The following is a 15,042-nucleotide window of genomic DNA, read 5'->3' as shown; positions in this document are numbered from 1 at the left end:
TTCTTATAATCCGTAGATTCTTTTCGCATTTTCATAAAAGACCTTCCCCCACTCCTCCTCAGGAATCAGCCACTTTACGACTTCGATGTAGTCTCCGTAGTTGGCTAACGGCCAGTCTGTTCCGAACATGAACTTTTCATACTGGCTGCAGTAGGAGATCCAGGTCTTTAAGGCATCAAAATATCCTCTCTGCTGCTCTAAAAGCTTCGGGAAATGGATCTTCCCCTCCAGAAGGCCGGAGAGATCCGTCATCACGTTCTCATTTTTCTCCACGACAGCCGCCGCGTCCAGGAGCCACGGATTGCCGAAATGGCACATGACAAAGTTTACATCCGGATGACGGACTGCCGCCTCGTCCAAGGTCAGCGGATGACTGTATTTTAAGTAGGCGCGGGAACCAGCTGTCTGGCCCATGTGGATCGCCACAGGCTTTTTGTACGCCTTTGCGAGATCATAGAGCGGCTCGTACACCTCATCCGTCACATACATCTTGTTGTATCCGGGATAGAGTTTGATTCCGACACAGGTATCCCGCTTTAAGTTCTCCTCCACCTGATCCAGGCTCTTCTTTTTGTCCTCGCTCACGAGAAAATCACGGTCGATCCCCACACAGTACCTTAGGAATTCCGGGTAGGAATGATCCACCGGGTCCACGCCCCGGTTTCCCATGACGACTCCTCCCTCAATATTGTATTTCTGATAGACCGCCCTTAAGTCTTCCTCTGTATTTTTATGTTCCGCCCGCACCGCGATCTCCTGGAAGTAGGGATTTTCCGGCACAAAGTGAAGATGTGCGTCGATGATCTTCATAGTCTCGCTCCTTAAGTCAATATACAGGAAAAACCCCTGTTTTAAGGGGTTTTCCTCCGTTTACGGGGCCTAGAAGTATTTCTTACTGCCCCACAGATTACACCGTTTCAGATCCAGATATTCGTGATAGGCTTTCTCCAGAATCTGCTTCTCATTTGAGAATTTCAGAAGGTGGTACGCCTCATAATATTTGTAATATCCGGAATCTACGAAGTATTCTTCGCGCTGTGGTTTACTGTAATAACTGTCCGCCATCATTAAATACCAGTGGACTTCCTTTTCCACCGTATCCTGCGGCGTGTTAAATGAATACTGGCTCTTTCCGATGTACTTAATGATCTGGGCCTGGACCCCGGTCTCCTCCTTCACCTCTCTGAGAGCCGTTTCTTTAAACTCTTCTCCTGCTTCCACAGTTCCTTTCGGTAAGACCCAGCCTTCGTACTTGTTTCTGTAGTTCTTATAGAGAACCAGGATCTTGCCGCGAAATATAACCACACCGCCGCAGCTCGTTGCTTCTATCATTGCAATTCCTCCTGACAGGCATTCAAGGGATTCCGCCCGAAAGCAGATTCCGCAGGTGTGTTTTTTACTGAGTTTAGTATACTTCTTTTTACCCGTGTTTGCAACCACGTTTTCACTCGCAGAAATTTCCATAATGTGTTACAGTACACGGGCACTCCATGCCCGCGCACTGTAACAGGATTTTGCCGATGCTTCGCATTCCGAATCGGCAAAATCCACTACCACCACTGTATTGTACGGAATTTTCAGTTCAGAAAATTCCTACCCATGAAAAGTAACCATAAGATATCTTCAGAAGGCCGATCATATATTTCACTGCGGTCCACACCTTACGCCGAAACAGAAAAACTCCGGCAGACCATACATCCGCCGGAGTTTCCTGTCTATGACCAAAGTTCAGTCATTCATTTTTTATGAACGATAACCATTCGGATTCTTGGACTGCCAGTTCCATGCGTCACGGCACATATCGTCGAGGTTTCTCTTTGCCTCCCAGCCAAGCTCCACCTTTGCCTTTGTAGCATCGGAATAGCATGTCGCGATATCGCCTGCACGGCGCGGTTTGATCACATACGGGATCTCTTTTCCAACCGCCTTGGAAAAAGCGTGGATCACGTCAAGAACGCTGTATCCGTGACCTGTTCCGAGATTATAGATATATACCGCCGGCTTATCATCAAATTTCTTTAATGCCTTTACATGGCCTTCCGCAAGATCCATCACATGGATATAGTCGCGGACACCCGTTCCGTCCGGTGTATCGTAATCGTTTCCGAATACGCCCACCTCTTTCAACTTTCCGATGGCAACCTGGGTGATGTACGGTGTCAGGTTGTTCGGGATTCCCTCCGGATCCTCTCCGATCAGACCGCTCTCATGAGCTCCCACCGGATTGAAGTAACGGAGCAGGATCACATTCCACTCCGGGTCTGCCTTCTGCATATCGGTAAGGATCTGCTCCAGCATACTCTTTGTCTGTCCGTACGGGTTTGTGCACTGTCCCTTCGGGCACTCCTCTGTGATCGGAACGAAAGCCGGATCTCCGTAAACGGTAGCGGAGGAGCTGAAGATGATCTTCTTCACGCCATGTTTTCTCATCACATCGAGAAGGATCAATGTACCGGTAATATTGTTGTGGTAGTATTCCCACGGCTTTGCGACTGATTCGCCAACAGCCTTTAATCCAGCAAAGTGGATCACTGCGTCGATCTTCTCCGCATCGAAGATCTTTTCCATCGCATCACGATCCAGCATATCTGCCTTGTAGAATGTCAGATCCTTTCCTGTGAGCTTCTTTACACGGTTTAATGCTTCTTCCGACGCATTGTAAAGATTATCAAAGACAACGACCTCATGTCCCTGTTCCAGAAGTGCCAGGCATGTATGGCTTCCGATATATCCTGCGCCGCCGGTTACTAAAATTCTCATGATGAACCCTCCCATGAATTTTGCCGTTCTGAGATACGGTTATTATTTCGGATCCTTTTCCCCGGATCCTGTCCTCGTTATCATTTTAACACTGCCCGTAATAAAAGAAAATATCATTTTTCTTTTATTCAATACAGATTTCTTTTTTTTACAGTAATTTTGTTACAGTTCAGCCATTACATCTTCTTGTTTTCATATTCATGAAAACAAGAAGCTTGGTGGTTCCACCATATGCTGATTTGGATGAAAAAGTGCTTATGCAAGCAAGCTTGCAACACACTTTCTCATTCAAACCAGCGCATGGCTGAACTGTAACGTAATTTTCTCCGCATACAGCACTTTTTCAGTTCCTCAGACACGTCCCGTATCTTACAGGCACATTTCCAAAAAGCACTCTACTGAAGCCATGCATCAAACAATTTCGCCGCGATCGGTGCTGCCGTATGCCCGCCGGAGCCGCCTTCCTCCACGATAACGCATACCGCGATCTTCGGATCATCCGCCGGTGCGAAACCGACAAACCATGCGTGAGTCTCTTTTCCCTTGTCGAATTCTGCGGATCCTGTCTTCCCTGCCACCTGGTAGGAATCCCGTTTCAGTGCGGATCCCGTTCCCACATTGACCACCTGTACCATCAGGTTCTTTAAGGCATCCGCCTCATTCGGGACCATCAGCTCTCCTGCCACAGACGGGGAAAACTTCCGGATCACATCACCGCCGGAATTTTCCACATGATCCATCAGATACGGTTTCATTAAGATTCCGCCGTTTGCGATCGCCGCGGTGATCAGAAGATTGTGCATCGGGGACATCAATGTCTGTCCCTGTCCGATACTTGTCTGAAGCACTTCCCATATCTCCGCATCCGGCTGCATGGAGAAGGTACTCTTATTGTACGGAATATCGAGAGGCAGGCTTCTGTTGAATAAAAGCTGCTCTGCAAGGTTCCGGTAGCTCGTCAGCTCAAGCTCTGTGCCGAGGTTCGCGAACGCTCCGTTGCAGGAATTTGCAAATGCCTGGGTGAAATCCTGGGATCCGTGTGCCTTCTTGTGATAGCACTGGATCTTGTTGTTCTCGAATGAAAAAAATCCACTGCAGTCATAGTGATAGTCATTGTACGCGCTCGGATGTTCTCTCATATACTCCAGGGCTGTGACGATTTTAAAGGTGGATCCCGGCGGGTAGAGTCCCTGAGTCGCGCGGTTTAACAGTCTCGCCTCCGTACTGTCCCCGTTTACGAGATCATTCCAGTTTGCCGCCACCTTATTCGGGTCGAAGGACGGCTTTGAAACCATGCAGAGGATCTTTCCGGTATCCGGCTCGATGGCGATGACCGCGCCCCGGTTCTTTCCGAAAGCATCCGATGCGATCTGCTGCAGATTTACATTCAGGGTCGTCACCACGTTGTCCCCGATGCTCTTTCTTCCCATGATCTCATCGGCGGTCTGCTCGATGAGGTTCGTGTGAGATCTCAAAAGGTCAAAGTTTGCAAGGGATTCGATTCCTGTCTTTCCCACCGTCGAATATCCTACCGCATGGGCAAACAGGCTGCCGTATGGGTATTCCCGCACCTCGGTACCGTTGGAATCCGTCACCGTAACGGTCTTTGCAAGCACAGTCCCGTCATCCGCCAGGATCTTGCCGCGGGTGACCCGGTCCTGGAAAATAGTGGCTCTGGCGTTATACGGATTATCGATCACCGTATCGCTCTTTACCACGAGAAAATATCCCACATAGATTCCCATTGCGAGAAATAAAAATATTGCTGCATACACAAACCAGAGGATATTCCGGTTTGCCTTCGGATTCGGTTTACTCTTCTTCACTGGAATTCTCCTCCTCCTCTTCTTCCCCGCGTTTTAAGACATAAAGTCCCTGGATGACCTGGAATATGATAAAGGTCGAGACGATGGAGCTGCCGCCGTAGCTCACAAGGGGCAGCGTCACACCGGTGGACGGGATAAACTTCGTCACCCCGCCGATAGTCAGAAATACCTGGGTAATATAAACACTTCCAAGTCCAAACGCGATCAGTTTATAGAACATCGCCTGCATCTTCATCGCGATCAGCATAAACTGCATATAACAGCCAAGGCATAAAAACAGGACGCAGAGCGCATAGAGTGCCCCCATCTCCTCGGAGATCGCCGCGAAAACGAAATCCTTGTCCACAACCGGGATCTTCTCCGGCATGCCCCGGTAAAGACCCATTCCGAACCATCCGCCTGTTCCGATGGCAAACAGCGCCTGTGCCACCTGGTAGCCCTTGTTTGCGATATCAGACCAGGGATCCGCCCAGGCCTCCACACGCCGTCTCACATGTGGGAACAGATAGTAAGCCGCAACCGCCGCCAGGGATCCGCCCGCAATGCCCGCACCGAACCAGAGATAGCTGGATGTGGCAACAAAAAGCATCGTCATGTAGGCGACGAAAAAGATCAATGCACTTCCAAGGTCCTTTGAAAGCACAAGCACCAACACATGAAGTGCCGCCACGACGGTGGTCTTTATGATCGTCTCCCTGTCCGTGGACTGGTAGAACATGGCTGCCACGAAGAACACAAAACTGATCTTCACAAACTCAGACGGCTGTACTGTAAATCCACCGAAGGAGAGGGAAAGCTGTGCGCCGTAGGAAGTATTTCCGATGACGCAGACCACTCCCAAAAGTACCAGCCCGAGTATTCCATAGACCCATGGGAACGTCACAAGCTGCCATACCCGGTCGATGATAAACGGGATGATCCAGGTGATCACCGCTGCCGCCGCCACGATCACGAACTGTCTCATAGCCCGGTCAGGGTTCAGCCTTGTGAGGATAATAAATCCCGTCGCCAAAAGCGTACACATATTGTTGACGAGCAGTCTGGAACTGTTCCTGTAAAACAGTCTCGTAAGGTAAATGTACAGCAGGAAAAATACCACCTGCGCACCGTAAAAGGCTAACATCGTCACAGATTCCGTGTTCAGCCAGATCAGGATATTCGCCAGAAAGTGCAGCATAAACATGCACACAAGCTGGCGTCCGCAGACGCGGTTTTTTCCCTCCTCATCCCGCATGGAAAAGAAGCGGAAATTGTAATAGGTATCCATGGCGATCAGAAGGATCATCAAGTATCTGGATATCTGTATGATCAGATTAGTCAATAATTATCACCTACTCCACTCCGCGCTTAAAGTGTCCGCGCGTAAACTGATTCCTTAAAACTGGCGGCTCCGCCGCTTTTTCACTCATTCCGTATTCCTCAAAGAACGCGTCCAGGATCTCGCCCGCCGCAGCTGGTTCCTCCACCGTGAAGTTCAGGCGGACCGCATTCGGCTTAAGCCCTGTGACCTGTTCGGAGAGTCCTAAAAGGGAAAGCGGCGCAGAATTGTAGATCGTATTGTAACAGAAACGACACTGGTTTACCACCGGGAACCGCATGTCCTTGCGGTCCTTTAACCACATGATTTCCGACTTTCCGGAACATCCAAGCGTTGTTTTTCTGATACACTGGGCGGAGATCATCATCGGAAGATACCCGTATACGATCATCTCTCCCTGAACACCAGAATCCCGGATCTCTCTCTCGTTTAACTCCACAGGGATCGTCAATCGGTCTGCCCCATACCGCTCCATCGCCGCTCCCGCAAGGTGGTTCCAGGAATACATTCCCTGGTCGAAGTACATAGGAAGTTCAATTCCTGCTTCCCGGAGGAATCCCGGTTCTTCCATGGAACCGATACCAAGCGCGTCAAAACCGGCACTCGTTAAAAGCTCCATCTGCTTTCTGAAGTACTGTTCCGCCTCTTTCCGGAAGATCCTCGGCATCATAAGATAACACCGGACTCCCGCCTCATGACAGCGGTCCGCAAGCTTCTTCCACTCCTGGGCGTCAAAGCTCTCCGCCGCAAGATAAATTCCGTATGATCTTTCGGACAGCTTCCGGTACATCTTAAATTTCCCGAGAACCATCTCAAACTGCTGTTTCGTCTGGACAAAGACAGTAAATTCCGGTCTTTCTTCCAAATCAGCCTTTTCAGGCGCTCTCTCTTCTTCCTTTGTCGGTGGAACGGAACTGTTTCTCCGGTATCCGGAAAGGATCTCGTCCTGAAGCTTCTCCAGGACCTCGCGGCGCATCTTATTTAATGCCTGCACCGGCATAAACACATTTCCCTCACACTCCACGGTAAGGTCCGTGAACGTAAACATGGAATCACCGGTCTTTGAGAGCTGTTTTCTGATGCGCTCCGCGTCCATCGGGGCATTCTTTGCCTCCTCGGCGGGCTGGGATTCCTCCCAGGCTGTATTTCCCGCCGTATCCGACACGGAGCAATATCCCGGTTTTCCGACCGCGATGTACGCGCTTCCCGTCACAGGGATCTTCTTTTCCACATTCACATACGTGCGGTCCAGATAGTCGAAAAGTTCCTGGTCCACGTCGCGGTACTCCGGCTTTTCCTTTAAGACCACCATGTCCCGTCCGTTGTGGGTGTGGTAATAGCCCTGGGACTGTCCGCCCCGGTCGAAAAGAGCCAGCAGGGCATCCCTGTCTGCCTTCTCCACATGGTATCCGGCACGCCCCTCCTTCAAGTAGAGGTCCACGTATTTCCGGTAGATACTTACAACTCCTGCCGTGTAGCGCGGACTCTTCATGCGTCCCTCGATCTTTAAGGAACAGACACCCGCTTCCAGGATATCCGGGATCAGATCCAGGGTACAGAGATCCTTTAAGCTTAAGATATATTTTTCATTCTTTTTATTGACATATTTTCCGTTCTGCTCTGCGTCAAAAGGCAGACGGCAGGTCTGTGCGCACCGGCCCCGGTTTCCGCTCCGTCCGCCGATCAGGCTGGAAAACAGGCACTGGCCGGAATAGCAGTAACAGAGGGCACCGTGAACGAAGGTCTCCACCTCCAGACCCGTATCATCATAGATCTCACGGATCTCCTTTAAGGAAAGTTCTCTCGCCGGAACCACACGGACAGCGCCAAGGGCTTTCAGGTCTCTCGCGCTGTATTTCCCTGTCACCGTCATCTGGGTGCTGATGTGGACCGGAAGATCCGGGAAATGTTTCCGGATGTAGGTGAGCGCTCCCATATCCTGAACTAAAACGGCATCCAGTCCCGCCTCATAGTACGGTTTCAGATAGGAATACAGATCTGACATCTCTTTTTCCTTCACGAGCGTGTTGACCGTCATATAAATCCTGCATCCGTGAAGATGCATGAAGTTGATGGCTTTCACCATCGTCTCCTCATCCAGGTTGTTCGCGTAGGCACGGGCACCGAACCGGCTTCCGCCGATATAGACCGCGTCCGCTCCCGCGTTCACCGCCGCCACCATACTCTCGTAGGAACCGGCCGGTGCGAGTATCTCAACCGTTCTGTTTTTCATATTCTCTCCTTTATTCCGCCTTCTTCTCCGCGGATTCCTGCTTCATCTGAAGACCGATCAGCTCATGCTTTAAGCTGTAGATCTCCTTCTCCATCTCATCCTTCTGGCTGCGCAGCATCATCGCCTCCTGAAGTGTCTTAAAATAATCGTCCGCCAGGTTCAAATAGATCATGACTTCCTGGTAATCCTTATTCTGTCTCGTAAATCCCGGCTGTGCCTTTAAAACGGCGATCTTCTCATTAATATAGGCAGCCACCTTCTGCAGGTACTCCGGATCCTCCGCTCCTCCCAGCGTGTAGACATTTCCATTGATCAGCACTTCCGTATAGTTCTTCTCATCCATTTCTAATTCCTCACTTCTTTTGCATAACCGTCCGCCTGTTTTCCAGCCTGTACTCCCTCACGGCTCCACACGATCGATCCACAGATCCGCCGGACAGTTATCATCTATATAAAAATTGTCATTTTTTCTCTATCGTACAGATTTTTCAATTCAGAAAATTCCTGCCTGTATACTGCAGCAAATGTTTTTTTCTATTTCGCCGCATCCAGCCCAAGGTGCTTGTAGGCCAAATCCGTCGCCATCCTTCCTCTCGGCGTGCGCATAATAAGTCCGTTCATCAATAAATACGGCTCATACACGTCTTCCAGTGTCCCGGAATCCTCTCCGATAGACGCCGCCAGCGTCTCAAGTCCCACCGGACCACCGGAAAATTTCTGGATCAGGGTGAGAAGCAGGGTCCGGTCATTATTGTCGAGACCAAGCTTGTCCACATCCAGGATATCCAGGGCAAAATCCGCCACATGTCTCGTGATCACACCGTCGTATTTTACCTGTGCAAAGTCCCTCACTCTCTTTAAGAGGCGGTTTGCCAGTCTCGGCGTTCCCCTGGACCTTCTTGCGATCTCAAAAGCTCCTTCCTCGTCGATCTCAACGCCCAGGACCTTTGCGGAGCGTTTTACGATCACGCAGAGTTCCTCCGGTGTATAAAATTCCAGCCTCTGGATCACACCAAAACGGTCCCGGAGCGGAGCTGTTAAAAGTCCCACTCTCGTTGTTGCTCCCACAAGTGTAAATTTCGGAAGATCCAGTCGGATCGAGCGGGCGGATGAATCCTTTCCAAGCATGATATCGATGGCAAAATCTTCCATCGCCGGATACAGGACTTCCTCCACCTGGCGGTTCAACCTGTGGATCTCATCCACAAACAGGACATCTCCCTCCTGGAGATTGTTTAAGATCGCAGCCATCTCTCCCGGCTTCTCGATCGCCGGCCCGGAGGTCACCTTTAAGTTCACCCCCATCTCGTTCGCGATGATTCCGCAGAGCGTTGTCTTTCCAAGGCCCGGCGGGCCGTAAAAAAGCACATGATCCAACGCCTCCCCGCGGCTCTTTGCCGCATCGATAAAGACCTTCAGCGTGGACTTTATCTTCTCCTGACCGATATAATCTTTTAAGTACTGTGGGCGCAGGGTCCCCTCTATTTTTTTGTCTTCCTCAGTTTCTTCGGTCGTAATGATTTTTCGGCTCATAACATTTCCTATCTATTTCTTCTATCAGACAGCCGTCTCCGGCTGCCATTTTTACAAAGTTTCGTAACGATTCAGTACCCTCACAGTTACGCGCAAAAATCCATTCTAAATCGGCTGTGCCGATAGGATTTTTGCCTTCTAGTCTAAGTTTTCTTACGGTCAGCGCAGTAAATGCGCAGACCTACCGAATAGTTACAAAGTTTCATCCTATAAGAATGCCAGATGCTTTAACGCGCCCTTCAGCACGTCCTCGGAAGTCATACCTTCTGTGATCGCAACCTTCTTTACTGCGGTCTGCGCCTCGGACGCGGAATAACCGAGGGCCGTAAGCGCTTCCACAGCCTCTTTTCCAGCTTCCGCCATTCCAGAGAGATCCGTTTTCGGGCTCTCCTCCAGATCTGCACCTGCAAATAATACGTCTTCTGCTTTTATTTTATCTTTGAGATCCAGGATGATCCTCTGGGCTGTCTTTGCCCCGACGCCGGGCGCCTTCGAGATTGCCTTCGCGTCACCGGAGATTACAGCCAGACGCAGCACATCCGGTTTCAGCGCGGAGAGGATTCCCAGGGCACTCTTCGGACCGACCCCGTTCACCCCGATCAGCTGGCGGAACATCTCAAGATCCTGCCTTGAGAGGAATCCGAAAAGACTCATTCCATCCTCACGCACGGAAAAATACGTGTAGATCTTCACTTCCTCCCCAAGACCCGGAAGCTCCCCGAGGACCGATGACGGAATAAAGATCCGGTAGCCAATATTTCCCGCCTCAACAACGACGGAATCTTCCCTCTTTTCTTCCAAGGGACCGCGTATATATGAAATCACTGAATGAACCTCCCTTTTCCTCATCATGTCATGATGCATGTCGTAATCATACCATAGCCGCCATTTAAGTGCAAGTGGAACCGCCGCGGGAATCGAACATATTTTCGATTTTGCTGTTTTTTGAAATATCTTCCCGGAAAACGCCGCCAGGCTTCTCCTTCGTTGACTTTCCATGTTTTCGCGGGTATAATCAGAAAACACAGAAGCAAAAATTCTGCCGCCTGTTCCATTCATGATTTGCCATATGCAGTTTTCCGAGCAGTCACCAGCATTTTTATGAACCCCAGGCGGATCAGCAATATAAGTATAAGGACTATCACATGATCACTATAGAAAAAACATTCCCTGGCACCATCGCCTATCCGTTGGAGCGCCTTGGCGATCCGGAAAAGCTTGTCTTTTTTGATATCGAGACCACCGGCTTCTCCGCCGACTACAACACCGTATATCTCATCGGCTGTATCTGGCCGGAGGGAGACCATCTCCGCTTCATCCAGTGGTTTGCAGACACGAAAGCCGCGGAGGCCGATGTCCTGACCGCATTTTTTTACTTTATAAAGGATTTTCGCACTCTCGTCCACTTTAACGGGGACATGTTCGATATTCCTTTTGTCACGAAGCGCGCCAAGGCCTTAAAGCTCACCCCCGCCTTTGACAGCGTGGAAAGCGTCGATATCTTCCGCCGGATCAAGCCCTTTAAGAAGCTCCTTGGTCTGCCGGACATGAAGCAGAAGACCATCGAGCGCTTTCTTAAGATCGGACGCAAGGACCTCTATAACGGCGGCGAGCTCATCGAAGTCTACCTGGACTATCTGAGGACTCACGATCAGGAAGAAAAACATCTTCTTCTCCTCCACAATGAGGACGACTTAAAGGGAATGCCTTCTCTCCTTCCCGTCCTCTTCTATCCTGACTTTTTCGCCCAGGATTTCACCCTGGACGCGGTGCGGGAAACTCCCGGCGAGACAGACCGGCTGATCCTCTCCCTCTCAGGGGACCCGGTGACGATCCTTCCGTCCCCGGTGGCTGCCTCCGTCCCCGCCTACGCTTTCCGGGCAGACAAAGACCGGATGGAGCTTTCCATCCGGGTCTACAAAGGTACATTAAAATATTATTATCCGAACTATAAGGATTACTACTATCTGATCTACGAGGATACCGCGATCCACAAGAGTGTCGGCGAATTTGTCGACAAGGACGCCCGGATCAAGGCGACAAAGGAGACCTGCTACACAAAGAAGGACGGCACCTTTCTCCCCCAGCCCGCAGATATCTGGGTGCCGGAATTCAAGACCTCCTGCAAGGATAAAACAGGATTCTTCGAAGTCCGGGAAGACTGCTTCTCCGATGCGGAAAAGCTGAACCGGTATATAAAAGAGATCTTCTCATTTCTCAAATAAAACCCGCTAATCCAGTATCTTCACACATCAGCCCTGCCGCCTGCGTCAGCTGCAGACGGCAGCGGTTGTGCTGCAAATCTCATTCAATGCGAAAACGTGCTTAGACACATTCCAGCACCGGGCGCGAGTGCTTATTTCTAGTAATCCCCGTCCTTAAGAAGCTTCCTGATATATGCAAACGTCTTTCTCTCTCCCTTTTCCTTCAACATCAGCAGGATCTTATCCAGACATGCCTTCGTCTCCGGATGCATGACGATATATTCCTTATTTCTAGAAAAATATGTGTAGGGTGCCGCATCCGTGTAGTTCCTTCCCTGGTAGATCTTCGAGGCCGCGATCCGGTCCATGACCATCTCCGCCAGGTAATTCACTGGCATCTTCACGCCGACGATCTTCCAGTGGTCCTCCGCTGTGGACACATCGGTCCAGTACTCGAAGTGATGCTTATTTCTCCCCTTGTGATGGAGCCATGCGGAGGAATATCCCTTTTCTTCCTTCTCCGCCGCGTTTGGACTTCGCGTTCCCTGATAATACTTCACGCCGGTCTTAAATTCCTCCCAGGAATACTTCGACAGATCGTGGAGCAGCCCCTGTTTAAAAAGTCCAACCTGAAAGCAGCCTTCCATGACCACCAGCTTGTGATGGGTGATGGTCAGAAAGTGATGCCAAGCGTTGTGGAGCAGCCGTTTTTCTTCCTCATTCAATTTAACAGAACTCATATTTTTACTCTCTCGTTGCCCTCTTAAGCATATCTTCCAGCTCATCCACAGAGAACTTATAATGCTTGTTGCAGAACTGGCAGTTGACCTCGATCTCTCTGCCCTCGTTGATCATGTCCTGGATCTCTTTTTTTCCGATGCTGATGATCGCCTTCTCCACTCTGGAGCGGTCGCAGTCACAGTGGAACTGTACCGGCATCTTTGATAAGATCTCAAGTCCGAACTCGCCGAGGATGTCTGTCAGGATCTCCTCCGGAGTCTTTCCCGCATTCAGCAGTGCTGTGATGGAAGAAATTCCGGAAAGCTTCGCCTCGAGCTTGTCAATGATCTCATCGGAAGCGCCCGGAAGAAGCTGGATGATAAAGCCGCCTGCCTGACGGACCGTGTTGTCCTTATTCATTAGAACACCGAGGGCAACGGAGGACGGAACCTGCTCAGATGTGGCAAAATAGTAGGTCAGATCTTCCGCGATCTCACCTGTGACGAGCTGTGTCTGTCCCACATACGGCTCTTTTAAGCCAATATCCTTGATAACGCTCAAAACGCCAAGGTCCAGGGAACCGCCGACATCGAGTTTTCCCTGTGCATTCGGCGGAAGCATTACATCCGGATTGAACGCATATCCTTTCACATCTCCATGACCGTTGGCTGTGACAAGAAGTCCGCCCAGCGGACCGCTTCCCTCAATTCTAAGTGTTAAAAGGTCCTTCTCCCCTTTTAAGTCAGCGCCCATCATGGCAGCTGCTGTCATGAGACGTCCTAAGGCAGCCGTAGCCACCGGGCTTGTGTTGTGGGCATTCTTTGCGTTCTCCACCATATCTCTTGTCGTTGCAGCAAAGGCGCGGATCTGTCCCTCCGCAGCCGTCGCACGGATCATATAATCGTTCATGCTCTATTTCCTTTCTTTTCCATATTCTCTCGCGATCACATAAATACGTTCGCTGTCCTCCCGCGGCGGATTCTTCGTAAATGCATCGTAGGCGGCAACAAATTCCATTCCCGCTTCGTGGATGGCACTCTTCACCTCTTCCAGGGAATAAGCCCGCTGATAATGTGTCTCATGGTACTTTCGGAAGAGATCCCCGTCCTCACGGACAAAGATCGACAGATCATAGATATTGATCTGCTCCTCCTCATCGTACTGGTTGTCCCAGATAAAGCTGGAGTCATCCCGGTCTTCCGCGATCGTGTTGTCTCCCATGATCTCCCGGTATTTGTACTCCGTATTCATGTCGAAGATAAACACTCCGCCCGGATCCAGGTAATTGTTAACCAGGCGGAATACTTCTGTCAGATCCTCCGGCTCTAAAATATAATTCATACAGTCACAGATGGAGACCACCGCCGCCACCGTGCCATAAAGTTCAAATTCCCGCATATCCTGACAGAGATACAAAATATCTTTTCCGGACTGTTCCTTCTTTTCCAGGGCAAGCTCCAGCATCTCCTCGGAGTTGTCCACGCCGATCATATCATAACCAGCGTCCGCGAGAAGCTCCGTGAGACTTCCCGTTCCACATCCGAGATCGAGAAGAATTCCCTCCGTAACCCCCTGTTCCTTTAAAAGCCCTGTCAGATATTCACACCATTCTTCATATGGAATATTATCCATGAAAGTGTCATAGACAGCTGCAAAACCTGTATATGCCTGCATTTTATCTCCTTGATCAGCCTCAGTCCGCGTACAATAATGAAAAAGCCACTACCCGCAATAGGTAATGGCTTACGTTTCATCTTATGCGTTGCGGCCGCAGCACTTTTTGTACTTCTTTCCGCTTCCGCACGGACACGGATCGTTCGGGTAGATCTTGTGGCCTTCGCGGCGTACGGTTCCGGAAGCTTTCTGCTTCTTGTAAAGCTCTGTTCTTGTCTCAGCGGAAAGGATCTCAGACCACTGCGGAAGCTCATAGAGCCAGGAAGCCTTAGCTTCTACCATATTGTAGTAAAGCTTTTCCGGATCGATCTCAATCTTAACAACGGTATCCTCTGCCATTGTGTCGATCGGGTTCTCATATCCCTTTAAGCTCTCATTGATTCCATCAAGGAAACCAGTCATAACGAGAACTTCTGTGCCATACTTCTCAGCAAGTTCTTTTACAGTTCCCTCAACAACTTCTGTCGGGTTGGAAAGGATCTTCTCGTAGATGCCTTTTTCGATCGTAAAATACTTTGTCCAGAGTTCTTCTTTCTTTTTATCATCGAGACCATCGCCGTAAGCGAGGCTTCTCCATGTTTCAAGTAATGTTGCCATATCAGTTCCATCCTTTTCGTATACTGTTTCTATTTCTTTTCCGCACCATCCATTTTCAAAAGGGCAGACTGGTACAGAAAACGTCTAATGCACATTATAACATAGGATATTTTTTCTGTAAACAGGAAAATTTTTTGTGCATTGGAAATATTAAATGTGACAGGTCCGGTACGTGTT

The 15,042-nt window shown here is 49.9% G+C and carries 14 protein-coding genes; 1 reads left to right on the top strand and 13 read right to left on the bottom strand.

The window, feature by feature from the left end; all coding sequences use genetic code 11:
- Window positions 1-3 precede the first annotated feature (3 nt).
- The 9 genes from DXA87_RS09215 to ruvA all read right to left on the bottom strand — a co-directional run bounded on the left by DXA87_RS09215 (window position 4) and on the right by ruvA (window position 10,495).
- Entirely contained in the window at window positions 4-810 is an 807-nt protein-coding gene (locus DXA87_RS09215; protein WP_117504031.1) for an amidohydrolase family protein, read from the bottom strand.
- A 69-nt stretch (window positions 811-879) separates the two neighbouring features.
- Window positions 880-1,332: an NUDIX hydrolase gene (locus tag DXA87_RS09210; protein WP_117469623.1), complete on the bottom strand. Its 453-nt coding sequence runs from the start codon at window positions 1,330-1,332 to the stop codon at window positions 880-882.
- Between the two features lie 411 nt (window positions 1,333-1,743).
- A complete protein-coding gene (gene galE, locus DXA87_RS09205; RefSeq protein ID WP_015554230.1) occupies window positions 1,744-2,760 on the bottom strand; it encodes a UDP-glucose 4-epimerase GalE in 1,017 nt (338 codons plus the stop codon).
- Between the two features lie 395 nt (window positions 2,761-3,155).
- A complete protein-coding gene (locus tag DXA87_RS09200) occupies window positions 3,156-4,586 on the bottom strand; it encodes a penicillin-binding transpeptidase domain-containing protein (RefSeq protein ID WP_242998030.1) in 1,431 nt (476 codons plus the stop codon).
- Window positions 4,573-5,907 carry an FtsW/RodA/SpoVE family cell cycle protein gene (locus tag DXA87_RS09195; protein ID WP_117469436.1) on the bottom strand — a complete coding sequence of 445 codons (1,335 nt, stop codon included), beginning with the start codon at window positions 5,905-5,907 and terminating at the stop codon, window positions 4,573-4,575. The genes DXA87_RS09200 and DXA87_RS09195 overlap by 14 nt, the downstream gene beginning before the upstream one ends.
- A gap of 10 nt (window positions 5,908-5,917) precedes the next feature.
- Window positions 5,918-8,137: a U32 family peptidase gene (locus tag DXA87_RS09190; protein WP_117483227.1), complete on the bottom strand. Its 2,220-nt coding sequence runs from the start codon at window positions 8,135-8,137 to the stop codon at window positions 5,918-5,920.
- A 10-nt stretch (window positions 8,138-8,147) separates the two neighbouring features.
- Window positions 8,148-8,480, bottom strand: coding sequence for a cell division protein ZapA (locus DXA87_RS09185; protein WP_015554226.1), 333 nt, complete (start codon window positions 8,478-8,480; stop codon window positions 8,148-8,150).
- 191 nt (window positions 8,481-8,671) lie between these two features.
- Complete coding sequence (gene ruvB, locus DXA87_RS09180; RefSeq protein ID WP_117469434.1) at window positions 8,672-9,670, bottom strand: Holliday junction branch migration DNA helicase RuvB; 999 nt, start codon at window positions 9,668-9,670, stop codon at window positions 8,672-8,674.
- A gap of 207 nt (window positions 9,671-9,877) precedes the next feature.
- Window positions 9,878-10,495, bottom strand: coding sequence for a Holliday junction branch migration protein RuvA (ruvA, locus tag DXA87_RS09175; protein WP_117469433.1), 618 nt, complete (start codon window positions 10,493-10,495; stop codon window positions 9,878-9,880).
- 320 nt (window positions 10,496-10,815) lie between these two features.
- Here ruvA and DXA87_RS09170 point away from each other — a divergent pair, with 320 nt between their 5' ends.
- The gene (locus tag DXA87_RS09170) at window positions 10,816-11,895 is read left to right on the top strand and encodes a ribonuclease H-like domain-containing protein (RefSeq protein WP_117504029.1); all 1,080 of its coding nucleotides are present in this window, start codon (window positions 10,816-10,818) and stop codon (window positions 11,893-11,895) included.
- 137 nt (window positions 11,896-12,032) lie between these two features.
- On the opposite strand, the gene DXA87_RS09165 is transcribed toward DXA87_RS09170, so the two are convergent.
- The 4 genes from DXA87_RS09165 to DXA87_RS09150 form a co-directional block, all read right to left on the bottom strand.
- On the bottom strand, window positions 12,033-12,614 hold the full coding sequence (locus tag DXA87_RS09165; RefSeq protein WP_117504027.1) for a DUF5662 family protein: 582 nt from the start codon (window positions 12,612-12,614) through the stop codon (window positions 12,033-12,035).
- A 4-nt stretch (window positions 12,615-12,618) separates the two neighbouring features.
- On the bottom strand, window positions 12,619-13,503 hold the full coding sequence (gene hslO / locus DXA87_RS09160) for an Hsp33 family molecular chaperone HslO (protein ID WP_117504024.1): 885 nt from the start codon (window positions 13,501-13,503) through the stop codon (window positions 12,619-12,621).
- A 3-nt stretch (window positions 13,504-13,506) separates the two neighbouring features.
- Window positions 13,507-14,268, bottom strand: a complete 762-nt coding sequence (locus DXA87_RS09155; protein ID WP_117469429.1) for a class I SAM-dependent methyltransferase — start codon at window positions 14,266-14,268, stop codon at window positions 13,507-13,509.
- Window positions 14,269-14,349: 81 nt separating this feature from the next.
- Window positions 14,350-14,865: an SEC-C metal-binding domain-containing protein gene (locus tag DXA87_RS09150; protein WP_117504022.1), complete on the bottom strand. Its 516-nt coding sequence runs from the start codon at window positions 14,863-14,865 to the stop codon at window positions 14,350-14,352.
- Window positions 14,866-15,042 lie beyond the last annotated feature (177 nt).

Source organism: Desulfotomaculum sp. OF05-3, from assembly GCF_003435535.1.
Taxonomy (GTDB): Bacteria; Bacillota; Clostridia; order Lachnospirales; family Lachnospiraceae; genus Pilosibacter; species Pilosibacter fragilis.
The sequence above is the reverse complement of the archived record's forward strand: the minus strand, read 5'-3'. Positions and strand labels throughout refer to the sequence as shown.